The 25,001-nt window shown below is 72.6% G+C and carries 25 protein-coding genes and 1 riboswitch; of the genes, 10 read left to right on the top strand and 15 right to left on the bottom strand.

Features of this window, described 5'->3' with window-relative positions; genetic code table 11:
• Positions 1 to 31: 31 nt before the first annotated feature.
• Positions 32 to 781: a rhomboid family intramembrane serine protease gene (locus ACA361_RS16300; RefSeq protein WP_375012807.1), complete on the bottom strand. Its 750-nt coding sequence runs from the start codon at positions 779 to 781 to the stop codon at positions 32 to 34.
• 48 nt (positions 782 to 829) lie between these two features.
• Positions 830 to 2,608, bottom strand: coding sequence for a DEDD exonuclease domain-containing protein (locus tag ACA361_RS16295; RefSeq protein WP_375012806.1), 1,779 nt, complete (start codon positions 2,606 to 2,608; stop codon positions 830 to 832).
• A gap of 186 nt (positions 2,609 to 2,794) precedes the next feature.
• Here ACA361_RS16295 and ACA361_RS16290 point away from each other — a divergent pair, with 186 nt between their 5' ends.
• The 5 genes from ACA361_RS16290 (at position 2,795) to ACA361_RS16270 (ending at position 9,366) form a co-directional block, all read left to right on the top strand.
• Positions 2,795 to 4,072: an NYN domain-containing protein gene (locus tag ACA361_RS16290; RefSeq protein WP_375012805.1), complete on the top strand. Its 1,278-nt coding sequence runs from the start codon at positions 2,795 to 2,797 to the stop codon at positions 4,070 to 4,072.
• A gap of 167 nt (positions 4,073 to 4,239) precedes the next feature.
• Positions 4,240 to 5,277: an NlpC/P60 family protein gene (locus tag ACA361_RS16285; RefSeq protein WP_375012804.1), complete on the top strand. Its 1,038-nt coding sequence runs from the start codon at positions 4,240 to 4,242 to the stop codon at positions 5,275 to 5,277.
• A gap of 429 nt (positions 5,278 to 5,706) precedes the next feature.
• Positions 5,707 to 5,883, top strand: a riboswitch (cyclic di-AMP (ydaO/yuaA leader).
• Between the two features lie 7 nt (positions 5,884 to 5,890).
• Complete coding sequence (locus ACA361_RS16280; RefSeq protein ID WP_375012803.1) at positions 5,891 to 6,661, top strand: CHAP domain-containing protein; 771 nt, start codon at positions 5,891 to 5,893, stop codon at positions 6,659 to 6,661.
• A gap of 51 nt (positions 6,662 to 6,712) precedes the next feature.
• Complete coding sequence (locus ACA361_RS16275; RefSeq protein WP_375012802.1) at positions 6,713 to 7,996, top strand: hypothetical protein; 1,284 nt, start codon at positions 6,713 to 6,715, stop codon at positions 7,994 to 7,996.
• Complete coding sequence (locus ACA361_RS16270; RefSeq protein ID WP_375012801.1) at positions 7,993 to 9,366, top strand: M48 family metallopeptidase; 1,374 nt, start codon at positions 7,993 to 7,995, stop codon at positions 9,364 to 9,366. The genes ACA361_RS16275 and ACA361_RS16270 overlap by 4 nt, the downstream gene beginning before the upstream one ends.
• 18 nt (positions 9,367 to 9,384) lie before the next feature.
• Here the strand turns inward: ACA361_RS16270 and ACA361_RS16265 are convergent, their stop codons facing one another.
• The 4 genes from ACA361_RS16265 to coxB form a co-directional block, all read right to left on the bottom strand.
• Complete coding sequence (locus ACA361_RS16265) at positions 9,385 to 10,713, bottom strand: Ig-like domain-containing protein (RefSeq protein WP_375012800.1); 1,329 nt, start codon at positions 10,711 to 10,713, stop codon at positions 9,385 to 9,387.
• Between the two features lie 183 nt (positions 10,714 to 10,896).
• Positions 10,897 to 11,307, bottom strand: a complete 411-nt coding sequence (locus ACA361_RS16260) for a cytochrome c oxidase subunit 4 (protein ID WP_375012799.1) — start codon at positions 11,305 to 11,307, stop codon at positions 10,897 to 10,899.
• A gap of 4 nt (positions 11,308 to 11,311) precedes the next feature.
• Positions 11,312 to 12,997: a cytochrome c oxidase subunit I gene (ctaD, locus tag ACA361_RS16255; protein WP_375012798.1), complete on the bottom strand. Its 1,686-nt coding sequence runs from the start codon at positions 12,995 to 12,997 to the stop codon at positions 11,312 to 11,314.
• Positions 12,994 to 13,770 carry a cytochrome c oxidase subunit II gene (coxB, locus tag ACA361_RS16250; protein WP_375012797.1) on the bottom strand — a complete coding sequence of 259 codons (777 nt, stop codon included), beginning with the start codon at positions 13,768 to 13,770 and terminating at the stop codon, positions 12,994 to 12,996. Before coxB ends, ctaD begins: the two co-directional genes overlap by 4 nt.
• A gap of 182 nt (positions 13,771 to 13,952) precedes the next feature.
• On the opposite strand from coxB, the gene ACA361_RS16245 reads away from it, so the two are divergent.
• Both ACA361_RS16245 and ACA361_RS16240 read left to right on the top strand, forming a co-directional pair.
• The gene (locus tag ACA361_RS16245) at positions 13,953 to 15,110 is read left to right on the top strand and encodes a cysteine desulfurase family protein (protein ID WP_375012796.1); all 1,158 of its coding nucleotides are present in this window, start codon (positions 13,953 to 13,955) and stop codon (positions 15,108 to 15,110) included.
• Positions 15,111 to 15,276: 166 nt separating this feature from the next.
• Positions 15,277 to 15,495 (top strand): sulfurtransferase TusA family protein, encoded by a 219-nt coding sequence (locus tag ACA361_RS16240; RefSeq protein WP_375012973.1) that lies wholly within the window; start codon positions 15,277 to 15,279, stop codon positions 15,493 to 15,495.
• A gap of 79 nt (positions 15,496 to 15,574) precedes the next feature.
• Here the strand turns inward: ACA361_RS16240 and ACA361_RS16235 are convergent, their stop codons facing one another.
• Positions 15,575 to 16,558, bottom strand: coding sequence for a carbohydrate kinase family protein (locus tag ACA361_RS16235; protein ID WP_375012795.1), 984 nt, complete (start codon positions 16,556 to 16,558; stop codon positions 15,575 to 15,577).
• Between the two features lie 182 nt (positions 16,559 to 16,740).
• Complete coding sequence (locus ACA361_RS16230; RefSeq protein ID WP_375012794.1) at positions 16,741 to 17,103, bottom strand: HesB/IscA family protein; 363 nt, start codon at positions 17,101 to 17,103, stop codon at positions 16,741 to 16,743.
• Positions 17,104 to 17,336: 233 nt separating this feature from the next.
• Between ACA361_RS16230 and nadA the strand changes: the two genes are divergently transcribed.
• Entirely contained in the window at positions 17,337 to 18,491 is a 1,155-nt protein-coding gene (nadA, locus tag ACA361_RS16225) for a quinolinate synthase NadA (protein WP_375012793.1), read from the top strand.
• An 11-nt stretch (positions 18,492 to 18,502) separates the two neighbouring features.
• On the opposite strand, the gene ACA361_RS16220 is transcribed toward nadA, so the two are convergent.
• From ACA361_RS16220 to ACA361_RS16200, 5 genes are all read right to left on the bottom strand, one after another.
• Complete coding sequence (locus tag ACA361_RS16220) at positions 18,503 to 19,282, bottom strand: maleylpyruvate isomerase family mycothiol-dependent enzyme (protein ID WP_375012792.1); 780 nt, start codon at positions 19,280 to 19,282, stop codon at positions 18,503 to 18,505.
• Positions 19,283 to 19,311: 29 nt separating this feature from the next.
• On the bottom strand, positions 19,312 to 19,881 hold the full coding sequence (locus ACA361_RS16215) for a hypothetical protein (RefSeq protein WP_375012791.1): 570 nt from the start codon (positions 19,879 to 19,881) through the stop codon (positions 19,312 to 19,314).
• A 1-nt stretch (position 19,882) separates the two neighbouring features.
• On the bottom strand, positions 19,883 to 20,794 hold the full coding sequence (htpX, locus tag ACA361_RS16210; RefSeq protein WP_375012790.1) for a zinc metalloprotease HtpX: 912 nt from the start codon (positions 20,792 to 20,794) through the stop codon (positions 19,883 to 19,885).
• A 133-nt stretch (positions 20,795 to 20,927) separates the two neighbouring features.
• Entirely contained in the window at positions 20,928 to 21,206 is a 279-nt protein-coding gene (locus ACA361_RS16205; protein WP_375012789.1) for a hypothetical protein, read from the bottom strand.
• Positions 21,203 to 22,012, bottom strand: coding sequence for a PspA/IM30 family protein (locus ACA361_RS16200; protein ID WP_366625408.1), 810 nt, complete (start codon positions 22,010 to 22,012; stop codon positions 21,203 to 21,205). The genes ACA361_RS16205 and ACA361_RS16200 overlap by 4 nt, the downstream gene beginning before the upstream one ends.
• Before the next feature lie 133 nt (positions 22,013 to 22,145).
• Between ACA361_RS16200 and ACA361_RS16195 the strand changes: the two genes are divergently transcribed.
• Together ACA361_RS16195 and ACA361_RS16190 are read left to right on the top strand one after the other, a co-directional pair.
• Positions 22,146 to 22,742, top strand: coding sequence for a DUF3043 domain-containing protein (locus ACA361_RS16195; protein WP_375012788.1), 597 nt, complete (start codon positions 22,146 to 22,148; stop codon positions 22,740 to 22,742).
• Between the two features lie 62 nt (positions 22,743 to 22,804).
• The gene (locus ACA361_RS16190; protein ID WP_375012787.1) at positions 22,805 to 23,806 is read left to right on the top strand and encodes an aldo/keto reductase family protein; all 1,002 of its coding nucleotides are present in this window, start codon (positions 22,805 to 22,807) and stop codon (positions 23,804 to 23,806) included.
• Between the two features lie 51 nt (positions 23,807 to 23,857).
• On the opposite strand, the gene ACA361_RS16185 is transcribed toward ACA361_RS16190, so the two are convergent.
• Positions 23,858 to 24,040 carry a hypothetical protein gene (locus ACA361_RS16185; protein ID WP_375012786.1) on the bottom strand — a complete coding sequence of 61 codons (183 nt, stop codon included), beginning with the start codon at positions 24,038 to 24,040 and terminating at the stop codon, positions 23,858 to 23,860.
• A 59-nt stretch (positions 24,041 to 24,099) separates the two neighbouring features.
• A complete protein-coding gene (locus tag ACA361_RS16180; protein WP_375012785.1) occupies positions 24,100 to 24,858 on the bottom strand; it encodes a DsbA family protein in 759 nt (252 codons plus the stop codon).
• Between the last annotated feature and the right edge of the window lie 143 nt (positions 24,859 to 25,001).

Here is a 25,001-nt window from a genome sequence, read left to right as displayed (position 1 = left end):
GAAACAGCCCGACTCTACCGGCAGCGTCCGCCTAGCCGCGGCTCAGGGCGGCCAGGCGCCGCGACGGGCCCGCCTGCCGGGCCAGGGCCGCGAAGCCCATCCCGGCCAGGAAGCCGGCGATGTGGGCGACGTAGGCGACGTTGCTCTCGGTGTCGCCCAGCGACAGCCACTGGAGGACGAACCAGTAGCCCAGCACGACCCAGACGGGCAGCCGGATCACGATGACCGGCGGGACCAGGCTGACGATGCGGCCGCGCGGGTTGAGGACGAGGTACGCGCCCAGCACCCCGGCGATGGCGCCGGACGCGCCGATGAGCGGGGTGGTGGAGTCGGGCGAGACGTAGGCGAACCCGTACACCGAGACCAGGCCGAACAGCAGGTAGGCCAGCAGGTACCGCCACCGGCCGAGCCGGTCCTCCACGCCCATGCCGACCACGAACAGCGCCACCAGGTTGCCCAGCAGGTGCAGCGCGCCCGAGTGCAGGAACATCGAGGAGAACGCCGAGACCCACGGCGCCTTGTCGAAGTCGGCGGCGCCGCAATGGGCCGTCACCTCGGCCGGCATCGGCTGCTGCCGGCCGGTCGTCAGCTCCTTGGGCACCGCGCCGTGCTCGAAGGTGAAGCGGGCGGCGTTGCACTCGCGGACCCTGCCGTCGCCGTACCAGCTGGAGAAGTTGGCCATGGGGGTGAGCAGGAAGACCACCACGTTGGCGGCGACCAGCAGGTAGGTCACCCACGGGACCCGCCGGGCGGGCTGGCTGTCGTAGAGGGGCAGGGCCATGGCAGGGGATCCTCGCAGATCACCGGAAATCGGGAACCGGACGTCCGCTCACCTTAGTGGGCGGGCGGCCCTCGGCTCCCCGGGCCGGCGGGCGGCGTAGGCGTTGTCGATCCAGCCGCGCAGCCGCTCGGCGCCGTGGACGGGGCAGGTCCAGGTGCCGTCGACCTCGACCGGGCGGACGCCGGGCGCGTCCATCCAGCGCAGCACGCACTCCATCTCCTCGGCGGCCGCCGCGCCGCCCGGCGCGCCGGTGGCGTCCGACCAGGGGAAGACCGTCTCGGCGGTGGCGATGAGCGCGTCGACGTAGGGCCGGGGGTGGGCGCGCGGCGGGATCGTGCCGGCCGCGGCGAGCCGGCCGTACCGGACCACGGCCAGCTCCCAGCCGCCGTCGAAGGCGGGCCGGGCGGCCACCACCTGGGCGCAGCCGGCCAGCGCGGCCAGCCGCTGGGCGCGCGCGGCGGCCCGGACGAACGCGGCGAGCCGGTCGCGCTGCACGGCGGCCTCCTCGTAGCGCTGCTCGGCCGCGAGCCGGTCGATGCGGACCTGGGCGGCGGCGACGACCGGCCGCACGTCCCCGGCCAGCACCGACCGGGCCGAGCTCACGTGGAGGCCGTACGCCTCGGCGGACTCGCGGCCCTCGCAGGGCGCCCCGCACCGGCCGAGCTCGGACAGCGCGCAGCCGCGCGCCTTGCCGCGCTCGATCAGCCGGGGCGTCAGCCGCTGGGTGCACTGCCGCAGCGGGACGGCCTCGTGCAGCGCGGCGCGGGCCTCCTCGGCCTGCCGCTGGGAGGTGAGCGGGCCGAGGTAGGCGGCGCCGTCGTCGCGGCAGTCGCGGACGATCGACAGCCGCGGGAACGGCTCGACGGTGAGCTTGAGCCACATGACCCGCTCGGGGAACTTGGAGCGGCGGTTGTAGCGCGGCTTGTGCTCGGCGATCAGGCGCAGCTCGCGGACCTCCGCCTCCAGCCCGGTGGCGCACACGATGGTGCGGACGCGCTCGGCGAGCCCGACCATCTCGCGGACCCGCGGGCGGGTCTCGGAGCCGGTGAAGTAGCTGCGCACCCGGCTCCTGAGGTCGCCGCTCTTGCCGATGTAGAGGGCCTCGCCGGAGGCGTCCTCGAAGACGTACACGCCGGGGGCGCTGGGCACGTCGTCGGCCAGGTGCCGCTTGCGGCGCTGCTCGGGCGTCGGGGCCTTGGCGAAGCCGCGCAGCTCCTCCAGGGAGGTGACGCCGAACGAGCCGATCCGCTCGATCAGGCCGTGCAGGACGTCGACGGTGGCGCGGGCGTCCTCCAGGGCGCGGTGGCACGGCCGCGTCGGCGTGCGGAAGAAGCGGGCCAGCGTCTCCAGCTTGCAGTTGCGGACCTCGTCGCGGGTGAGGACGCGGCGCGCCAGGTCGACGGTGTCGATCACCGCGAACGGGGGCCACGCGTACCCCTCCCGGGCGCAGGCGGCCTTGAGGAAGCCGATGTCGAACGGGGCGTTGTGCGCGACGAGCACGCAGCCCCGGGCGAACTCCAGGAAAGCCGGGAGCACCGACCCGATCCGCGGCGCGGCGGTGACCATCGCCTGGGTGATGCCGGTCAGCGCGGTGATGAACGGCGGGATCTCGCCGCCGGGGTCGACCAGCGTGCCGAACTCGCCGAGGTGCGCGCCGCCGCGGACCTTGACGGCGCCGATCTCGGTGATGGCCGACTCGGCCGGCGAGCCGCCGGTGGTCTCCAGGTCCACGACCACGAAGGTGACCTCCGCCAGGGGGGTGCCCAGGTCGTCGAGGGTGCCCTGGACGGGCTGAGCCGCGGGGGGCTCGGATCGTGCGGCCGTCATGGCGGCGACCGTAGAGCACGCCACCGACAGAAGGGCGGGCCGCTAGGGTTGAGAGAGCTGCGCACACGCGCACGCGAGCCGGCCGGGAGCCGGTCACGAGCCAGTCACGAGGCAGCGAGGAGCGGGATCATCGACAGCGGCCCGGAGGCGGCGGCGGAGCGCCTGGCGCGCCCCCTCCCCGAAGCGGTGCGGGCGGGGGTCGTGGAGGCCGCCGCCGAGCTGATCGGGGCGGTCCCGGCCGACGAGGTCCCGCTGCCGCTGCGCCGGTTCGCCCGCTTCGAGCGCCGCAAGCGCGCCAAGCTGGCGGGCCAGCACATCGCGGGCCAGCTGGAGAAGGACGAGGCGTTCCGGGAGCGGGTGGCGAGCCCGCTCGCCGAGGCGCAGCCCGAGCTGGCCGAGGCGGTGCGGGAGGGCAAGGCGCCGCCGGCCGCCGATCCGGTCCGGGTGGCGGTGCTGGCGTACCTGCTGCGCCCCGCGGGCTGGACCCGGCTGGTGGAGGCCGCCCGCGCCGAGCTGGAGCGGTCCGCGAGCGCGTCGGAGGGCGAGGCCGCCGAGCGGCGCATCGCCGAGCTGCGCGCCGAGGTCGCCGCGGCCCGTACGGCCCGGTCGGCCGAGGTGGAGCGGCTGCGCGCCGAGCTGCGCGACGCCAAGGCCGAGGTGGCGGAGCTGCGCCGCAAGCTGCACGACTCGCGGACCAGGGCCAAGGCGGCGCAGGAGCGCGCCGACGCGCTGGCCGAGGGCACCGAGCGGGAGCTGGCCGCCGCCCGCGAGAGCACCGCGGCGGCCGACAAGGAGCTCCGCAGGCTGCGCTCGAAGCTGGAGCGCGCGGAGACCTCGGCGGAGGCGGCGCGGCGCGCGTCCAGGGAGGGCCGCAACGTCGACGACGTGCGGCTGCGGATGCTGCTCGACACGCTGGTGGACGCCGCGCAGGGGGTGCGCCGGGAGCTGGCGCTGCCCTCGACGATCGCGCGGCCCGCGGACGCGGTGGCGGGCGCGGGCCCGGACCGCCCGGTGCACGCCGCGCTGCCCGGCCGCGCGCTGTCGGACGACGACCCGCACCTGCTCGACCGGCTGCTGACGCTCCCCCAGGTGCACCTGCTGGTGGACGGCTACAACGTCACCAAGACCGGGTACGGCGGGCTGCCGCTGGCCGACCAGCGCACCCGGCTGCTGTCGGGCCTGGGCGGGCTGGCCGCGCAGACCCGTGCCGAGGTCACCTGCGTGTTCGACGGTGCGGAGCTGGACGCCCCGGTGGCGATCCAGGCGCCGCGCGGGGTGCGGGTGCTGTTCAGCAGGCCGGGCAGCACCGCCGACGAGCTCATCGGCGAGCTGGTGCGCGCGGAGCCGCCCGGGCGGGCGGTGGTGGTCGTGTCGGCCGACCGGGAGGTGGCCGACGCGGCGCGGCGGGCCGGCGCCCGGCCCGCGCCCTCCACGCTGCTGCTCCGCCGGCTCGGCCGGTCCTGACCGCGGGCGAGACCTTCCCCGCTCGGATGCGCTTCGTGATCTTAATCTCACGGAACGCCGATAAAGCCCGCATTCAGGCGTCGAAGACTAACGAATCGGTTGTGACGGGTGGTGCCCGTCGCTAGTGTCGTCCGCTGACATCGTGGACGAGAGGGGCACAACCGATCGTGGCCAGTGATATCACCGAGGCGGGCCCGGCTCCCGGCCGTTCCCGCCAGGGCTTCATGGCGGGGCGCGGCGCCTCCCGCCGGTTCACGGCGACCGTCTGCCTCGCCGTGACCGCCTCGCTCGCCTTCCCCGCCACCGCTGCGCACGCCGACCCGAGCGCGGCCGACGCCCGCAAGAAGCTCACCAAGCTGAACGAGCAGGTCGAGCAGCTGGTGGAGAAGTACAACCAGGCGAACGAGAAGCTCAAGGTCGCCAAGAAGAAGTGGAAGGCGACCCAGGCGGCGGGCAAGGAGGAGCAGGCGACCTTCGAGCAGCTCCGCACGAAGATCGCCGCCATGGCCGCCAACGCGTACAAGCAGGGCGACACCGGCGACGTCGCCGGGTTCGTCGGCGCCGAGAACCCGCAGGCCGTGCTGGACCAGGCCGCCGTGTTCTCGCACCTGTCGCGCAACCGCAGCTCCGAGATGGCCCAGTTCCTGGCCTCGGCCCAGCGGGTGCGGCGGGAGCAGGCGCAGGCCAAGGCCGCCTACGACGAGGCGCTCGGCAAGGCCAAGGAAGTGAAGGCCAAGAAGGCCGAGGTCGACAAGTCGATCGCCAAGCAGAAGCGGCTGCTGGCCCGGCTGGGCGAGCCGACCTCCTCGGGCGGCGGCGCCACCGGCGGCAGCTACAACGGGCCCGCCAGCGGCTCGGCGCGCACCGCGCTGAACTTCGCCTACGCCCAGCTCGGCAAGCCGTACTCGTACGGCGCCGCGGGTCCGAGCTCCTACGACTGCTCGGGCCTGACCATGAAGTCGTGGGCGGCGGCGGGCGTCAGCATCACGCGGACGACCAACTCGCAGTACGCCGCCACCAAGCGGGTCGCCAAGAGCGCCCTGCAGCCCGGCGACCTGGTGTTCTTCAACAACCTCGGGCACGTCGGCATGTACGTGGGCGGCGGCAAGATGATCCACGCCCCGCGTACCGGCAAGAACGTGGAGGTCGTGAGCATCACCTCGGGCTACTACCTCTCCAACTACTACGGAGCAGGGCGGCCGTAGGACCGCGACCCCCGAGCGGCACCCACCGGCGGACCAGGAGTTATTCCTGGTCCGCCGGTTTTTTGTGCCCTATTTGCCAACTTCGCGACCTTTGGTACCTTGTGTCCCACTTACGGCGTCCCCCAGGCGTCGTTCCCGGCCCGTGGTGCACTCCAGCACCACCCGCCCCTCCCGCGGCGCCCCCCAGGTGCCGCCCCCGCTCGGCGCCTCCCAGGTGCCGCGAACCGGCCGGCCCGGCCGTCCAGTGAGCACACCGGCAGCGCGCATGGGTGCCGCCGGCGCCTCGCGGCGGCCCTCCCATCGGGCCGTGGCCGGGGGCGCGTCCCGTTCCACCGGGCCGCCCGTACCCCCTTCTCCTTCCCGCAGCGCCCTCGCCCCCGAGGGCGCCGGAAGACCTGACCAGACCCGATAGCGGGCGCCCGGCGCACGGGCGCCCACCCGCCGAATCCGCGATCGCGGAACCGGGGACCCACATGTCCCATGGGGTGAATCGGCCTCGTACCAGCCCGCACCGGCCCGGCGCCGGCCCGCGCTCGTACGCGCCGTAGGGCAGCTTCCACGCCCGAACCCGTCAGCTAACCCGGTAGGCGGCATGGAAGCTGAGGAGCCCTCCGTGGCAGGCAAGCACCGCAAGACCCATCCCCTCGTCGCCAGCCTCCGTACCACCGGCGGCATCGTCGCCGGCGCGACCGTCGTCGGCCTGGCCGCCGTCACGACGCAGGCGTTCGCCGGCGAGGCCGGCTCCCCCGGCCGCCCCGGCGCCTCACTGGCCGCCGCCGCGGCCCAGGCGGAGAAGGCCGGCGCGAACGGCGAGGCGAGCAAGCAGAGCAAGCAGAGCAAGGCGAGCAAGGAAGGCAAGGCCGGCGGGGCGAAGGGCTCCCGCGAGCGGACCAGGAAGCCCACCGCGGACGACGCCATCGAGCTGGCCAAGTCGCAGGTCGGCATCTCCGAGAACGGCTCGGGCCAGACCAAGTTCCAGGACTGGTACATGACGACCGAGCGGGCCAGGGAGACCGTGGCGCGCGACGGCGGCTCCATCAAGGCTTACGACGACGCCGCCTGGTGCAGCATGTTCATCTCCTGGATCGGCGACCGCATCGGCTTCAGCGACCAGCTCGGCAAGGACGCCTGGACGGTCGAGCACGCCAAGTGGTTCAAGGAGAACGGCCGCTGGGGCACCGAGCCCCGCCCCGGCGCAATCGTGTTCTTCGACTGGGGCGGCGGCAAGTCGCTCGACGACATCGTGCACGTCGGGATGGTGGTCGAGACGGCCGGCCGCGGCAAGGTCCGCACCGTCGAGGGCAACACCTCCAACGCCGTCAAGATCCGCGAGCGGTCGGCCGACCAGATCGTCGGCTACGGCTACCCCGACTACGCGAAGTGAGCCTTCCTCCGGCGGGCCGGACCACGCGCGGCGGTCAATAGGATCTCGCGCATGGACGGACCGGCCGGCGGGCGGTGGCGCGGCGTCCCGCGGCGGCGGACCCTGGCGGTCCTCGCCGCGGGCGCCGCGCTCTGCGCGCTCGCGGGCGCCGGCGTGACCGCCGCCCGCACCGGCCCCGGCGGTCCGGCGCCCGGCCCCGCCGCGACGGCCGCCGCCGACGTCGGGCCCCCCGACCGGCGGGCCGTGGAGGCCGTCCTGGCCAACCGCGAGCGCGCCGTGCGCGACCGCGACCGGACCGCCTTCCTCGCCACGGTCGCCGCCGCCCCGGCCGGGTACCGGCGAGCGCAGGCCGTGATGTTCGACAACCTGCTCAAGCTGCCCCTGGAGGGGTGGCGGGAGCGCTTCGCCGCGGTCGCGTCCACGGCGGGCGGCGCCGCGACCGTCCAGGTGGAGCTGCGCTACCGGCTGCGCGGCCACGACGCGGCGCCGCTGGTCCGGACCCGCCACCTGGCGTTCGCGCCGCGCGGCGGCCGCTGGGTCATCACCGGCGACGGCGCGGGCCGCGGCCTGGCCGACGACGCCGAGATCTGGGACGGCGGCCCGATCACCGTGGTCAGGGGCCGTTCGGTGCTGGCCGCCGGCGACGGCCCCGGGCTGGCGGAGATCGCGCGGCGCCTGGACGCGGCCGTACCGGCGGTGGACGCGGTCGCCGGCCCGCTCGCGGAGAAGGGCTGGGAGCGCCGCGCCGTCGCGCTCGTCCCCGCCGACCCCGCGCGGGCCGGGGCCCTGGCGGGCGGCGGCGGCGAGCCGGCCGGGATCGCGGCGCTCGCGACCGTCATGCCCGCGGTCCGAGGCGGCGGCGCCGACCGCATCGTCATCGCCCCCGATTCCTTCGGCCGCCTCAACGCCCTCGGCCGCGACGTCGTGCTGACCCACGAGCTCACCCATGTCGCCACCGGCGGCGCCCGCGACGGCCGCACCCCGCTGTGGCTGATCGAGGGCTTCGCCGACTACACCGGCTACAAGGGCCGGCGGGTGGGCGTGCGGTCGGCCGCCCGCGAGCTGCGCGCCGAGGTCGCCGCCGGGCGGCTGCCCGCCGCGCTCCCCGGCCGCGCCGCCTTCGAGGACGGCGCGGACCGGCTCGCGCAGTCGTACCAGGAGGCCTGGCTGGCCTGCCGCATGATCGCCGAGCGGTACGGTGAGGCGACCCTCGTCCGGCTCTACCGGGCCGCGGGCCGGAGCTCCGAGGACGCCGCCCTCCGCTCCGTCCTGGGCCTGGGCACGGCCGCCTTCACCGCCGCCTGGCGCGACTACCTGCGGGAGGAACTGCGATGACCGACCGGCGCTCCAGGACGGCGGCCGCGATCACCGCCGCGGTGCTCTTCGCCGGAGTGGGCGCCGTGCTGGCCCTCACCACCCCGTGGAACCCGCTGGACGGCCCCGCGCCCGGCGGCCCCGCCCCGGTGGACCCGGCGCGGGACTTCAGCGCCTCGGAGATCGCCCGGTCGCGCGCGTTCGACGCCGCGCTGGCGCCGCGCGCGTACCTCGGCCTCCTGGCGGGGCTGGCCGTGGTCCTGGTGCTCGGGCTCACCCCGCTGGGCGCCCGGCTCGTCTCCTGGACGACCGCGCGGGTACGGCGCCGGCCCCTGCGGGTCGCGGTGGCCGCCGTGGCGCTGACGACGGTCGTCCACGCTGCCGGGCTGCCGTTCGGGGTGTGGGGCGAGGCCGTCCTGCGCGACTACGGGCTGTCCACGCAGAGCTGGCCGGAGTGGCTGCTGGACGAGGCCAAGTCGCTCGTCCTCACCTGGGTGATCTGGACGATCGCGCTCGTGCTGCTCTACTGGCTGCTGCGCCGCTTCCCGAGGTACTGGTGGACGGGCGCGACGGCCGGCGGCTTCGCGCTGGTCGTGGCGGTCTCGTTCCTGTACCCGGTGGTGTTCGAGCCGGTCTTCAACAGGTTCCACTCGCTGCCCCGCGGCGAGCTGCGCACGAGCCTGCTGGCGATGGCCGAGCGCGACGGCGTCCCGGTGAAGGACGTGCTCGTCGCGGACGCGTCGCGGCGCACCACCGCGCTCAACGCCTACGTGTCCGGGTTCGGCTCGACGCGCCGCATCGTGGTGTACGACACGCTGCTGAAGTCCACCCCGCGGGCCCGGGTCGAGACGATCGTGGCGCACGAGCTGGGGCACGCCGAGAACGCGGACGTGCTCCACGGAACGCTGATCGGCGCGCTGGGCGTCTCCGGCGCCGTCTGCCTGTTCCACCTGCTGCTGAGCTCCCCGCGCCTGCTGCGGCGCGCTGGCGTCCGCACGGGCGCGGACGGGGGCGCCGAGGGCGAGGACGGCGGCGGGAACGAGGGCGCCGGTGCCGGCGGGCGGGCCGGGGGCGCCGCCGACCCCCGCTCGATCGCGCTGGTGCTCGCCATGGTGACGGTCGCGGCGCAGATCGGCGGCCCCGTCCAGAACCTCATCAGCCGGCGGATCGAGGCCCGCGCCGACGCCCACGCCCTGAACCTCACCCGCGACCCGGTCACGTTCGTGTCGATGCAGCACGAGCTGTCGGTGCGCAACATCTCCGACGTCGACCCGGACATCGTCGAGCGCGTCCTGTGGACGAGCCACCCGTCCGGCCCCGAGCGGATCGCCATGGCGCGCGACTGGGCGCGCCTGCACCGCGTGCCGGAGCCTCCCCCGCTGCGCCCCTAGGCGGGCCTCAGGCGGCCCTCAGGCAGCGGGGAGCGGGACCGAGCCGCTCGGCCCGATCTTGAAGCCCTGCTTCAGCGCGCTGCCCTTCACCCAGTCCCGCCAGGACAGCTGCCAGTAGCCCCAGCCGTTGGTCGGCTCCAGCTCCCGGTCGCTGCCGGTCACCTCGTACGGGTCGCCGCGGTGCGAGAAGTTGTAGAACCACTTCGCGTTCGACGGGCTCATGTTGATGCAGCCGTGGCTGACGTTCGCGCTGCCCTGCGAGCCCACCGACCACGGCGCGCTGTGCACGTACTCGCCGCTGTTGGAGATGCGGACCGCGTTGTAGACCGTCAGGCTGTAGTAGCCGGGCGAGCCGGGCCCGATCCCCTCCCACCCGGACGTCATCGTCACCGGGCTGCCCTTGTCCATCGTGAGGTGGACGCCGTTGGTGGTGGTGTACTTGCGGACGCCGCCCTTGCCCATGCTGACCGGCATCTTGCGGACGACCTTGCCGTTCTTCTTCACCACCATCTGGTGGGAGTTCTCGCTCGCCGTGCTGATGCGCGAGTCGCCCACCCGGAACCGCAGCGACTGGTCCTTGGTCCCGTACACGCCCTTGGCGCCCTGCACGCCCGCGAGGTGCGCGTTCAGCGTCACGTCGGTGTGCGCGGGCCAGTACTCCTTGGGACGGAACACCACGGACGGGCCCGGGTAGTCCTCGTCGAACCAGTGCCAGGCGCCCTCGACCGGCTTGCTCGACCGGACCTCCAGCGCCCGCTCGACCGCCGCCTTGTCGGTGATCTCCCGCTTGAACCGCAGGATGATGGGCATCCCGACGCCCACGGTCTCCTTGTCGTAGGGAGCCTCCAGCTGCGTGGCCAGCTCCTTCTCCGCCTTCGCGGTGGTGAACCGGGTGCTGACCGTGCGGGTCCGCCCGTCCAGCCCGATCGCGGTCGCGTGCACCGTGTACGCGGTGCCGGGCGCCAGCGTCCAGCGCGAGCGCCACTGGGTGCGGGCCGCGTTCAGCGACCCTTCGACCGCCTTCGCGCCCGACCGGGCGGCGTTCCCGTCCGAGTCCCCGTCCGCGCCGCCTTCCGCGGTCTTCGCCGTGCCGGCCTCCCTGGTGACGGTCACGTTCGCGATCGTCCCCCGCTCCGCCTTCACCGCGACGGGAGCGTCCGGACGCTGCTCGCCCGCACCGCCCGCCGGGCTCACCGCGAGGCTCACCGAGCCGCCGCCGGCCGCCGTCGTCGCGTCCGAGGCGCAGCCCGCCGCGAACCCCGTCCCCGCCGCCACGGTCACGCCCAGCAGCGCCGCTCCGGCGCGCCGGCCCCGTTCCGCCGATCCTCCTGTGCCACCGAACCGCACGTCGTCCCCCCGCTCGTCGTGAGATCCACGGAAGGTGCGCCCGGCCCGCCTGCGCCGGCCGTTCGGTACGGCCCGTTCTGTACCTACACAGTCCGTTGTGCCGCACATAGACGCACCTCATCCGAAAGGGCCGGTACCCGGGAAATTCCCTGGTACCGGCCCTCTGGGGGTTCTTTTACCTAATCAGTGGGCGAAATGGCCCCGGTAGTACTCGAAGACCATTCCGATGGTGGACATGATCGCGGCGAACGTACCGAGGATCACCATCCACCAGCCGAAGACCACGCCCAGCGCGATCAGCGCGGCCGACAGCGCCACGAACAGCGGCCACCAGCTGTGCGGGCTGAAGAAGCCCAGCTCGCCGGCCGCGGCCGAGATCTCGCCCTCGGGGTCGTCCTCGTACAGAGGCCCGGAGTTGGCCTTCTCCAGCCGGCGGATCGTGAAGTGGATGTAGAACCCGATCAGGCCCGCCAGGCCCACCGACAGCGCGAGCGCGGTCGTGCCGGTCCAGTCCTTCGACCACAGCCAGTAGACGACGTCGGTGGCGAGGAAGAACACCGCGCACCCGTAGAACATGAACGCCTGTACGCGCATCGCCCTAGCCCTTCTTCACGTTCGTCCCGGACGCCCCGGCGAGCTCGCCCTTGGCACCCACGTGCGGGTGGTGCAGGTCGAACGCCGGCCGCTCGGAGCGGATCCGCGGGATCGAGTTGAAGTTGTGCCGCGGCGGCGGGCAGGACGTCGCCCACTCCAGGGACGCGCCGTACCCCCACGGGTCGTCGACCTCGACGCGCTTGCCCTTCTTCCACGTGATGTAGACGTTGTAGAAGAACGGCAGCATCGAGACGCCGAGCAGGAACGCGAACACCGTCGACACCTGGTTCATGCCGGTGAACTCGCTGGCGTAGTCGGAGTACCGGCGCGGCATGCCCGCGGCGCCCAGCCAGTGCTGGATCAGGAACGTGCCGTGGAAGCCGATGAACAGCAGCCAGAAGTGCACCTTGCCGAGCCGGTCGTTCAGCATCTTGCCGGTCCACTTGGGCCACCAGAAGTAGAAGCCCGCGAACATCGCGAACACCACCGTGCCGAACACGACGTAGTGGAAGTGCGCCACCACGAAGTAGGAGTCCGACAGCTGGAAGTCCATCGGCGGCGAGGCCAGGATGACGCCGGTCAGGCCGCCGAACAGGAACGTCACGAGGAAGCCGATCGACCAGAGCATGGGCGACTCGAACGTGAGCTGCCCTCTCCATATCGTTCCGACCCAGTTGAAGAACTTGACCCCTGTGGGCACCGCGATCAGGAACGTCATGAACGAGAAGAACGGCAGCAGCACCTGGCCGGTGACGAACATGTGGTGCGCCCACACGGTGATCGACAGGCCCGCGATCGAGATGGTCGCGAACACCAGGCCGATGTAGCCGAAGACCGGCTTGCGGCTGAACACCGGGAGGATCTCCGTCACGATGCCGAAGAAGGGCAACGCGATGATGTAGACCTCCGGATGCCCGAAGAACCAGAAGAGGTGCTGCCACAGCAGCGCGCCGCCGTGCGCCGCGTCGAAGACGTGGGCGCCGAGCTTGCGGTCGGCCTCCAGGGCCAGCAGCGCGGCCGCCAGGACCGGGAACGCCAGCAGGACCAGGATCGAGGTCAGCAGGATGTTCCAGGTGAAGATCGGCATCCGGAACATCGTCATGCCCGGCGCGCGCATGCACAGGATCGTGGTGATGAAGTTGACCGCGCCCATGATGGTGCCGAAGCCCGACATGGCCAGGCCCATCACCCACATGTCGCCGCCGACGCCCGGCGAGCGGACCGCGTCCGACAGCGGGGCGTAGGCGAACCAGCCGAAGCTGGCGGCGCCGCCCGGGGTCAGGAAGCCGGCGATCACGATGATGCTGCCGAACAGGAACAGCCAGTACGCCAGCATGTTCATCCGCGGGAACGCCACGTCCGGCGCGCCGATCTGCAGCGGCATGATCACGTTGGCGAAGCCCGCGAACAGCGGCGTCGCGAACATCAGCAGCATGATCGTGCCGTGCATGGTGAACATCTGGTTGAACTGCTCGTTGCTCACCACCTGCAGGCCGGGCTTGTACAGCTCCAGCCGCATGACCAGCGCGAGCACGCCGCCGATCAGGAACATGATGAACGAGGTGATCAGGTACAGGTAACCGATCACCTTGTGGTCGGTGGACGACATCCAGGAGGCGATGATGCGCCCCTTGCTCGTCCGCGCCCCGGCAACCTTCAGGCTGCCCGGAGCCTCACTGACCGTGGTCATCGGGCACCCCCCGCCGCCTTGGCCTTCGCATCCGCGAGCCACTTGTCGTAGTCGGCCTCGGAGACGACCTTCAACTGGAACAGCATCCGGCTGTGGTCGACGCCGCAGAGCTCGGCGCAGCGGCCCTCATAGGTGCCGAGCTTGCGCGCCGTGAACTCGAACTCGTTGGTGTAGCCCGGCATGACGTCCTTCTTGTAGAGGAGCGCCGGCACCCAGAACGAGTGGATGACGTCGTTGGCGTGCAGCCGCACGCGCACCGTCTTGTTCGCCGGGATCGTCATGACCGGCTTGGCACCCGAGACCACGTTGGGGTCGACCGGAGTGCCGACCACCGAGGCGACGGTCTTCTCCTGGCCGGAGGCGTCCTTCTCCCGGTAGTCGAACTGCCAGCTCCACTGGAAGCCGGTCACGTCGACGACGACCGCGGGATCCTTGGTCACCTTCTCGACGTAGTTCTGGTCACGGGCGGTGAAGTAGAACAGCACGCCGATGATGACGAACGGGACCGCGGTGTACAGGATCTCGATCGGCATGTTGTAGCGCACCTGCGGCGGCAGGTCATCGGAGCGCTTGCGGTGGAACAGCACCGCCCAGATGATCAGGCCCCAGACCACGGCGCCCACGGCGAACGCCGCGATCCAGGAGCCCTGCCACAGCGTCAGCATGCGCTCGGCCTGGTCGCTGATCGGCTCGGGCATGCCGAGGCGCTTCACCTCACCGCTGCACGCGGTGGCGGTCAGCGCCAGCAGGCCCAGCGCGCCGGCGCTCGTCAATGCGCGGCGACCGCGCACAGGCGTACGCCGCTCCCTAGAGCGGGTCGGACTCACGGATTGCCTTCCCCACGGATTGAAAGCCCGGTCTGCCGGGCGGTGAGATCAGTTGTTACTCGTGTGGAGGACACATTAGCGCGAGGGTGCCGCACACCCCCGATCGGGTGCCCGGTTAGAGTCTCAACGTGGCCGATCGCAGCACCCCCGGCGCCTACTTCGACGCCGCGTCCACCGAGCCGCTCCACCCCGCGGGGCGCACGGCTCTGGTCGGCGCGCTCGACGCCGGCTGGGCCGACCCCGCGCGGCTGTACGGGTCCGCGCGCGGCGCCCGCGTGCTGCTGGACGAGGCCCGCGCCCGGGTCGCGGAGGTCCTGCGGGTCCGCTCCGACGAGGTGTCGTTCACGACCTCGGGCACCCAGGCGGTGCATCTGGGCGTGCTCGGCGCCCTGCGCGCCCGGCGGCGCGTCGGGGACCACCTGGTGGTGAGCGCGGTCGAGCACTCCAGCGTGCTGCACGCCGCCGAGGCGCACGAGCGCGACGGCGGCACGGTCACCACCGTCCCCGTCGACCGGCACGGCCGGGTCGACCCCGCCGAGTTCGCCGCCGCGCTGCGCCCCGGCACCGCGCTGGCCTGCCTCCAGTCGGCCAACCACGAGGTCGGCACGCTGCAGCCGGTCGCCGAGGCCGCCGAAGCCTGCCGCGCCGCGCGGGTGCCGCTGCTGGTGGACGCCGCCCAGTCGGCCGGGCGGGCGGACGTGCCGGGCGGCTGGTCGGTCCTGACCGCCAGCGCGCACAAGTGGGGCGGCCCGCCCGGCGTGGGCGTGCTGGTGATCCGCAAGGGCACCCGGTGGCGGTCCCCGCTGCCCGACGACGAGCGCGAGGGGCGCCGCGTGCCGGGCTTCGAGAACGTTCCAGCGATCTTCGCGGCGGCGGCCGCGCTGGCCGCCTACCGCGACGAGATGGCCGCCGACGCGCCGCGGCTGTCGGCGCTGGTCGACCGGATCCGCGCGGAGGTCCCCCGCCGCGTCCCCGACGTCGAGGTGGTCGGCGACCCGGTCCGGCGGCTGCCGCACCTGGTCACGTTCTCCTGCCTGTACGTGGAGGGCGAGGCCCTGCTGACGGAACTGGACAGGTCGGGTTTCGCTGTTTCGTCCGGCAGCTCCTGCACTGCGGATACGCTGCGTCCCAGTCACGTCCTCGAGGCGATGGGAGTGATTACCCATGGGAACGTCCGGGTATCGCTGCCGCGTGGCGCGAATTCGACCGACGTCGACCGCTTCCTCGCCGTGCTCCCCGGCACCGTCGCCCGGCTGCGGCGGACCGCGGGGGTGAGCGCACCATGAGCTCCACGATCACGACGCCAGGAAGGCGGGCGCGCCCATGAGGTTCCGAGGCCGTGCGAAGACGGGCTCCCACCGCGCCGGCGCGCCGGTCCCCGCGGCCGCGCCCGCACCCGCCGCGCAGCCCCAGCAGTCCGCGCCCGCCGCGGCGGCCGGCCCGCCGCCGGTTCTGGTCATCGACGCGCTGGGCCGCAAGTGCCCGATCCCGATCATCCTGCTGGCCGAGCGGATCCGGGAGATCCCGGTCGGCGAGGTCGTCGCCGTACTCGCCGACGACCCCGCCGCCCACACCGACGTGCCCGCCTGGTGCCGGATGAAGTCCCAGGACTTCATCCGCGAGGAGACCCTCTCCCAGGGCTGGGCCTTCCACATCCGCAGGACGTATTGAGGCCCCCAGAACCTCCTCGGCTCAGGCCGCGAGTGGGCGCGTTAAAGCGCCCGTTCGCCGCCGAGCGGAGGCGAGGCCGTCAACTCGGGCAGACCAGGTGGGGGGCCACCTCGGTGGCGGCTTCGGGGCCGTAGACCTCGGTGAGGCGGTCGAGGAAGGACTGCTTGCCGAGGCGGTACTCCTGCGGGCCGGCCGACTCCAGGACGTTGGCGGCGATGATGTTGCCGACCTGGGCGGCGCGCTCCAGGGACAGGCCCCAGGCGATCGCCGACAGGAAGCCGGCGCGGAACGCGTCGCCGCCGCCGGTCGGGTCGACGACCTTGGCGACCTTCGCGGCCGGGACGTGCAGGCCCTGCTCGCCCTTGCGGTCGATGACGACGCCCTTGGCGCCGAGGGTGGTGACGCGGACGGCGACCCGGTCGAGGATCTCGGCGTCGGACCAGCCGGTCTTCTCCTCGCAGAGCGCCTTCTCGTACTCGTTGGTGAACAGGTACGCGGCGCCGTCGATGAGCTTGCGGACCTCGGTGCCGTCCATGCGGGCGAGCTGCTGGGACGGGTCGGCGGCGAAGGCGTAGCCGCGGGTGCGGCACTCCTCGGTGTGCCGGACCATGGCCTCGGGGTCGTTGGCGCCGATCAGGACCAGGTCGAGGCCGCCGACGCGGTCGGCGACGGGGCTCAGCTCGATCTGGCCGGCCTCGCTCATCGCGCCCGCGTAGAACGTGGCGATCTGGTTCTGGTCCTGGTCGGTGGTGCACAGGAACCGGGCGGTGTGGTGCAGCTCGGAGACGCGCACCGAGGCGGTGTCGACGCCGTGCCGCTCCAGCCAGGAGCGGTAGTCGGCGAAGTCGTCGCCCACCGAGCCGACCAGGATGGACTTCGTCCCCAGGCTGCCCATGCCGAAGCAGATGTTGGCGGCGATCCCGCCCCGGCGGATCTCCAGCTCGTCCACCAGGAACGACAGTGAGACCCGTTCGAGCTGGTCGGGGATGAGCTGGTCGGCGAACCGGCCGGGGAAGGTCATCAGATGATCGGTCGCGATGGAGCCTGTCACGGCGATGCGCACGGCGTCGCTCTCCTTGCTGGTGTCGTCCGGCTATGTGTCCGGCTGTTCGTGCAACCCGGAAAGACTACTTGCCATCGCACCACGGGACCCAGCCGCCGTCACATCGCCCGGGCGTTCCGGGGACATGACGAAAGCGGCCCGGACACAAGGTCCGGACCGCCTCGTCGCGCCGCGCGCGGCTCCTAGTTGAAGGAGTCGCCGCAGGCGCAGGAGCCCGACGCGTTGGGGTTGTCGATCGTGAAGCCCTGCTTCTCGATCGAGTCGACGAAGTCGATGGTGGCGCCGGTCAGGTAGGGGGCGCTCATCCGGTCGACCCGGACGCTGAGCCCGCCGAAGTCCTGGATCTGGTCGCCGTCCATCTCGCGCTCGTCGAAGAACAGCTGGTAGATCAGGCCCGAGCAGCCGCCGGGCTGCACGGCGACACGCAGGGCGAGGTCGTCCCGGCCCTCCTGCTCGAGCAGGCCCCTGGCCTTCTCAGCGGCGGCGTCGGTGAGGATGACGCCCTGCTGCGTGGTCTCCTGCGTGGTCGTCTCGCCTGCCGTCATGTAAGTCAGCTCCCGGGTCTCGCTGCGCCGCCGGAGCGGCGTTCCGTCGCATGTCATCGAGGACGCCGTGCGCCTCTTCTGTAGGCCAACGTACCTCGGAATGAGGCCATTCCCCGTTCCGTGCAGTGTTTCACACGCCCCGGCGGGGGCCCTGCCGGAAAGTCCGGCACTCCCGGTGTGCGATGATTAGTCGTCAAAGCGACGATAAGCCCCGTCGCAGGAGGGAGACTCCCGTGACCACCCCTGTGCGTGACCTTCCACTGCTGTTCCTGGGCGAGGGGTCCGACCCGGCCAGCGAGCGCGGTGTGGACTGCCCGGGCGAGCTGCCGCCCGCCTCGGACCCGGACCTGGTGGAACGGGCCGCCGCCGCGAAGGCGGCGCTCGGCGACCAGGTGTTCGTCCTGGGGCACCACTACCAGCGCGACGAGGTCATCCGGTTCGCGGACGTGACCGGTGACTCGTTCAAGCTCGCCCAGCAGGCCGCGGCCCGTCCCGAAGCGCCCTACGTGGTGTTCTGCGGGGTGCACTTCATGGCCGAGTCGGCGGACATCCTCACCGCGCCGCACCAGCAGGTGATCCTCCCCGACCTCGCGGCCGGCTGCTCGATGGCCGACATGGCCACCTTCGACCAGGTCGAGGAGTGCTGGGAGGTGCTGGAGGACGCCGGGATCGCCGACGACGTGGTCCCCGTCACCTACATGAACTCCTCGGCCGACATCAAGGCGTTCGTCGGGCGCCACGGCGGCACGGTCTGCACCTCGTCCAACGCCAAGCGGGCGCTGGACTGGGCGTACTCCAAGGGGAAGAAGGTGCTGTTCCTGCCCGACCAGCACCTCGGCCGCAACACGGCCGTACTGGAGATGGGCTTCTCGCTGGACGACTGCGTCGTCTACAGCCCGCACCGGCGCGAGGGCGGCCTCTCCCCGCAGCGGCTGCGCGACGCGAAGATGATCCTGTGGCGGGGGCACTGCTCGGTCCACGGCCGCTTCAGCAAGGAGTCGGTGGACGACGTGCGCGACCGCGTCCCCGGCGTGAACGTGCTCGTCCACCCCGAGTGCCGGCACGAGGTGGTGCTGGGCGCCGACCAGGTCGGGTCCACCGAGTACATCATCAAGGCCATCGAGGCGGCGCCGTCCGGCTCGGCGTGGGCGGTGGGCACCGAGCTGAACCTGGTGCGGCGGCTGGCGAACGCGCACCCGGACAAGAACGTGATGTTCCTCGACAAGACCGTCTGCTACTGCTCGACGATGAACCGCATCGACCTGCCGCACCTGGTCCGGTCGCTGGAGACGCTCGCCGCCGGCGAGGTCGTCAACCGGATCGAGGTGGAGGCCGAGACGGCGCACTACGCCCGGGTCGCCCTGGACCAGATGCTCGCCCTGCCCTAGCGGGCGGTGCCCTAGCCGACGGCGCTGTTCTCCGTCCAGCGGCGCAGCAGTTCCCCGTCGCCGGAGAACTCCAGGGCGGGGTCGCCCGGCTTCAGGCGGCCCCACAGGAAGAGGTAGACGTCCGAGGCGCTCCCGCGGACGGAGGCGCCGGGCCTCCCGGCGCCTCCGTCCGCGCGGGCCCACTCGAAGCCGTCCGGCAGGAGGCGCAGCGTCCAGCGGGTCCCCGCGTCGGCGGTCTCGAAGCCCAGCTCGGCGCCGTCGCCGCGCAGGTTCGCGACGTTCGGGGAGAACGCGGCGGCGCTCGGCAGGTTCTCCAGCAGCTCGTCGATCCCGTCCACCGCGACGGCGCGGTCGACCTCGGGGCGCCGGCCGAGGGCGATCTCCAGGTCGCAGCGGTGGACGGCGGTCTCGTGCAGCATCCGGCGGGACCAGAAGCGGGCGTGGTGGTCGGGCCCCCATCCCCAGACGGGGACGTCCCCGCCGGTGGCGCGCAGCGTCCTCATGAGCAGCGCGCCGCCTTCCCGGTACCAGGCGGGCGTCTCCTCGGGCGCGGCCGGGTCCGTGACGCCGAGGGCGCGCCGGCTCCGGCGCTCCGGGACGCGCAGGCGCACGGTGGCCTCGGCCCAGCGGTGCGTGCCGCCGAGGTGGACGGTCAGCTCCCCGACCGTCCAGCCGGGGCAGGTCGGCACCGGTGCGGCGAGGTCCGCGCCGTCCAGGAGGGTCGCGTACGCGGCGATCTCGGTCTCGGCGGCGTCGCCGTGGCGGGAGTGGCTCCAGGGCTCCGGGTTCATGGGCGAAAGAATCCCATATGTCCCGAAGGTCAGAGACCGGGGGCGCCCCAGACGGGGAACCAGCGGCTCAGCTCGTCCTCGAACGGCAGGTCGGCGCCTATCGCGCCGCGCACCTGGAGCTCCAGCGCGTTGTCGCGGCGCTCGCCGGGCAGCGGCGCGAACGGGTAGAACGTCCCGCGCTTGTAGAGGTAGACCAGCCCCAGCCGGCGGCCGTCCGGCCCGCGGAACCCGGCCAGCGAGCACAGCAGGTGCGGGCCGAAGCCGTGCGACTCCAGGGTGGAGTTCACCGCGTGCAGGTCGGTGACCACGGCGGGCAGGTCGGACGGGTCCTGCCGGGTCAGCAGCCAGGTGTAGCCGTAGGAGTCCTCGCTCAGCTCGACCGCGGGCCCCTCGTCGGCGTCCAGCAGCTCCCGGACGTCGCGCTGGAGCCGGGCGAACGCGCCGCCCTCGGCCGCCCGGAAGCACACCGAGCCGAGCCCGGTGGGCGTGAACCCGGTCGCCGCCTCCAGCGTCACCGCGGCCGTGGACAGGCCGAACAGCCGATCGAGGTCGGGCTCGACCGGCTTGGAGCGGCCGAGCAGCGTGTCCAGGAACCCCATCTCACGCTCCCCTGCTCAGCTGCCCGGAGATCCTCTCCAGCTGCGCCAGCCGCTTCTCCAGCGGCGGGTGCGTGGAGAACAGCGAGGAGACGCTGAAGCCCTTGCTGAACGCGGGCGCGAAGAAGAACGCGTTGAACGGCTCGGCGGCGCGCAGGTCCCGCGTCGGGATCCGCGCCATCTCGCCGGAGATCTTGGTCAGCGCGCCGGCCAGCGCCGAGGGGCGCCCGGTCAGCAGCGCCGCCGCCCGGTCGGCCGACAGCTCCCGGTAGCGCGACAGGGCGCGGGTGAGCAGGAAGCTCACCGCGTACGCCACGGCGCTGACGAGGATCACCGCCAGCAGCACCAGGCCGGTGTTCTGGTCGCGCCGGTTGAAGCCGCCGAAGAAGCCCGCCTGGATGCCGATCCGGGTGAGGAGGCCGGCGACGACGCCCAGGAACGAGGCGATCGTCATGACCGCCACGTCCCGGTGGGCGACGTGCGCCATCTCGTGCGCGAGCACGCCCTCCAGCTCCACCGCGTCCAGCCGCCGCAGCAGCCCCGTGGTGACGCAGACGACGGCCTTCTTCTGGTTGCGGCCGGTGGCGAACGCGTTGGGCACGTCGGTGTCGGCGATCGCGACGCGCGGCTTGGGGGCGTCCGACATCGCGCAGACGCGGTCGACGATGCCGTGCAGCTCGGGCATCTGCTCCGGCGTGACCTCCCGGCCGCGCATCGCGAACATCGTCAGCCGGTCGGAGAAGAAGTACTGCGCCAGCAGCAGCCCCGCGGCCACCACCAGCGCGACCAGCCCCCAGCTGGGCGCGATCACGTAGAACGCCGTCACGAAGACCACGTAGACGAGCCCCAGCAGGAACATCGTCACGAGCATGCGCGACGTGAGCCCCCGATCCGAGGCGTAGCGCGTGCGTGCCATCCGGACCCCCCTCACCGGCACTGCTTCCCGGTTCTCCCGTAACAACGCGCGAGAGCCGGTGTTTGTGCCTGTACACGCCTGTGACCTGGGCGTCCGCGCCTCAGCGGGGATCGGGGCTCGGGGGGTCGGGGGCTCAGTCGGGGATCAGGCCCTCGTCCCCCAGCATCTTCCGGACCTCGTCCATCGCGGCGTCGGCGGGCGGCAGGATCAGCTCCGACGGCTCCAGGCTGTCCTCGGGCAGCGCCTTGCCCACGGCGCGCGCCTTGTCGAGCAGGCCGTGCAGCGCACCGCGGAAGCGCGCCTCGTCGCCGGACTCGATCGCCTCCTCCAGGAGGTCGTCCAGCTCCCCGAGCGCGGTGAGATCGTCGGCCGCGATGTCCAGCTGCCCCTCGCCCATGATCCGGACGATCATTGCGCACCGCCGGGCTGCTGCGGCCACTGCTTGGCCTGGGGGGCGTCAACGCCCTGCTCCTGCTGGGCGCCGCCGGGGGTCCCCTGGTTGAGCTCCTTGGGCGCCGGGCCCTGGCCGAGTTCGGCCTTGAGGCGCTCCAGCTCCAGGTCGACGCCGGGCCCCGAGCCCATCCGGTCGAGCTCGGCCTGGATGTCGTCCTTGGGCCCGGAGAAGTCCTCCAGCGCGCCCGAGGCCAGCAGCTCGTCGATGGCGCCCGCGCGGGCCTTCATGTTCTCGGTCTTCTCCTCGGCGCGCTGGATCGCGAGGCCCACGTCGCCCATCTCCTCGGAGATGCCGGTGAACGCCTCGTTGATCTTCGTCTGCGCCTCGGCGGCCGTGTAGGTCGCCTTGATGGTCTCCTTGCGGGTGCGGAAGGAGTCGACCTTGGCCTGCAGCCGCTGGGAGGCGAGCGTCAGCTTCTCCTCCTCGCCCTGCAGCTGCTGGTACTGCGCGCGCAGGTCGCCGAGCTGGGAGTCCAGCCCGGCCCGCCGGGTCAGCGCCTCGCGGGCCAGGTCCTCCCGGCCCACCTGCAGCGCCTTCTTGCCCTGGTCGGTCAGCTTGTTCTGCTGCGACTCCAGCTGGTTGATCTGCAGCTCGAGACGCTTGCGCGAAGTGGCGACGTCGGCGACACCCCGACGGACCTTCTGCAGCATCTCCAGCTGGCGCTGGTAGGAATAGTCCAGGGTCTCGCGGGGATCCTCCATGCGGTCCAGCGCCTTGTTCGCCTTGGACTTGAAGATCATCGACATTCGCTTCATCACGCTCATCGCGCGGCGCCGGTCCCTTCGTGTGCTGTGCTCAGTCACAAACTGGGCTCAATGACCACTGCTGGGGTTCTTATCACCCTACGCGTTAACGCGCGAGGCAGCCACGATGTTCGCAGCCGGTAGGCTGATCCCTGTGTTCCGACGTCGTACCCAGGAAGCCCCCGAAGATCCTCCTCAGGTCGTAAAGCCGGGAGGAAAGGGCCGTCCCACACCTAAGCGGGCGGAGGCCGAGAAGCGCCGCCGCCAACCCATCACGGCCCCGTCCAACCGCAAGGAAGCCTACAAGCGCGTCCGCGAGAAGCAGGCGGCCGAGCGGGTCAAGGCCCGCGAGGGCATGGCCAAGGGCGACGAGCGGTACCTCCTCAAGCGCGACAAGGGCCCGGTGCGCCGGTTCGCCCGCGATTACGTCGACGCGCGCCGGACGGTCGGCTCCTACCTGATGTACGGCATGTTCGCGATCGTCGCGCTCAGCCTCCTCCCGGTGACCGCCGCCAAGCTCGCGGTGCTGTTCGCGCCGCCGGTGCTGCTGGCCGTGGTGTTCATCGAGGGCATCATGATCAGCCGCGGCGTCAAGAAGCAGGCCGCCCTGCGCTACCCGGATGAGGACGCCAAGGGCGTCGGCCTGTACGCGGCGATGCGCGCCATGCAGATCCGCCGCCTCCGCGTCCCGTCCCCGCAGGTGAAGGTCGGCGAGAAGGACAAGGTCGGCGGCGAGCCCGTCGCCAAGTAGGGCCGCCCGGCGCCGGAAGCACGCTCCGCGGCACCCGATCATGTCCGGTTAGGGTCGGGCGCATGGAGTTCAGAAATCTTGGCCGCAGCGGCCTCAAGGTCAGCGAGATCTCGTACGGCAACTGGCTCACCCACGGTTCGCAGGTCGAGGAGGACGCCGCCCGCGAGTGCGTCCGGGCGGCCCTGGACGAGGGCGTCACCACGTTCGACACCGCGGACGTCTACGCCGGGACGCGCGCCGAGGAGGTCCTCGGCCGGGCGCTGGAGGGGCAGCGCCGCGAGGGGCTTGAGATCTTCACCAAGGTCTACTGGCCGACCGGCCCCGGCCCCAACGACCGGGGGCTGTCGCGCAAGCACGTCTTCGAGTCGATCCACGGTTCGCTGCGCCGGCTGCGGACCGACTACGTGGACCTCTACCAGGCCCACCGGTTCGACTACGAGACCCCCCTGGAGGAGACCCTCCGCGCCTTCGACGACCTGGTGCGGCAGGGCAAGGTGCTGTACGTCGGAGTCTCGGAGTGGCGCGCCGAGGAGATCGAGCGCGCCCTGAAGATCGCCGATGAGATGGGCTTCGACCGGATCGTCTCCAGCCAGCCGCAGTACTCCATGCTCTGGCGGGTCATCGAGGAGGAGGTCGTCCCGCTGAGCGAGCGGGAGGGCATCGGGCAGATCGTCTGGTCCCCGATCGCGCAGGGCGTGCTGACCGGCAAGTACAAGCCGGGGCAGCCGCTGCCGGAGGGATCGCGCGCCACCGACGACAAGGGCGGCGCGGACATGATCAAGCACTACCTGAACGACGACCTGCTCACCCGCGTGCAGGAGCTGGGGCCGGTGGCCGCCGACCTCGGGCTCAGCATGGCGCAGCTCGCGGTCGCGTGGGTCCTGCAGAACCCGAACGTCTCCTCGGCCATCGTCGGCGCCTCCCGCCCCGAGCAGGTCCGCGACAACGTCAAGGCCGCCGGGGTCAAGCTGGACGCGGACGTGCTGAAGAGGATCGACGACATCCTCGGCCCGGTCGTCATCCGCGACCCGGGCAAGACCAGGTCGCCCGAGCGCCGTCCCTGACGCGCGCCCGCCTTCGGCCGGAGGGAACGGGCGGGCCGCCGGCACGCGGGATCACTCCGGGTCGTGCAGGCTCATCGGGCCGTAGACGGCGCTGTCGCCGTCCAGGAGCGTCACCTGGTCGATCCCTTCCTCCCGGAGCCCGCGCCAGTTCTCCCCCAGCCACGTCTCGGCGTCGGCCTGCGTGGTGAACGTCTCCTCCGCCACCCCGGCCTGCCGCCCGTCGGACTTCTCCAAACGCCAGCTCCACGCCATCGCGCTCGCCTCCTGCCTCTCCGCGGTGAGACTAGTACCGATCAGGCGGCGTTCTCGATCGCCGCGCGGAGCTGCTCGGCCGTGGCCGTCCGGCTCCGGTCGACCTCCTGGCCGTCGATCCGCACGGACGGGGTGCCGGAGACGCCGGCGGCGACGTAGGCGCGGCTGGCGGCCAGCACGGCCGGGGCGCGGTGCTGCTCCCGCACGCAGGTCTTGAACGCCTCGTCGGTGACGCCGAGCGGCGCCGCGTACGAGATCAGGTCCTCGATCGCGTACCCCTCGGTGTGCTCGCTCGCCGGCTGGTGGGCGTACAGCGCGTCCTGGTACGCCAGCCAGCGGGCGCCGTCGCCCAGGCAGCGCATCGCCGAGGCGGCGCGCAGGGAGTTGGAGTGCATCGGCTCGCTGCCCTTGGCGAAGATCACCATCGGCCGGAAGACGACCTTGGCCTTGCCGGCCACCGCCAGCTCCTTGAGCATGGGGTCGATCATGCGGTCGAAGTTGCCGCAGGGCGGGCAGGCGAAGTCCTCGTACACCTCGACCAGCGGCCGCTCGACGCCGGGCCGGGTCATGGTGAGGCTGCCGTCGGTGCCGGGGCGGGCCTCGGCGCCGCCGTGGATCTCGCCCGCCTGGAGCCGCTCCGGCGGCACGTCGCCGCCGCCCCCGCCGCTCTCGTCGCCGCCCCTGAGGAAGAGGACGACCCCCGCGACCGCGACCAGCACGACCGCGATCCCGGCGGCCACCAGGCCGATCACCAGCCCGGCGCCGCCCTTCTTGCGGGGCTGCGGCGGCCCCGGCGCCATCCAGGGCCCGCCGGGTACGGGCCCGTGCGGTCCCGGCGGCCCTGGCGGCCTCGGCGGACCTGGCGGGCCGGGCGGTCCCGGGGGCTGCGACCACGGCGTGTTCGGAGGGTTCCCCACCGTGCCTCCTGCTTCGTCGAGTGAGG

The sequence above is a fragment of the Actinomadura sp. 21ATH genome (assembly GCF_041951345.1).
Taxonomy (GTDB): Bacteria; Actinomycetota; Actinomycetes; order Streptosporangiales; family Streptosporangiaceae; genus Spirillospora.
Note: the sequence above shows the minus strand (reverse complement) of the source record. Positions and strands in the feature narration are given on the sequence as shown.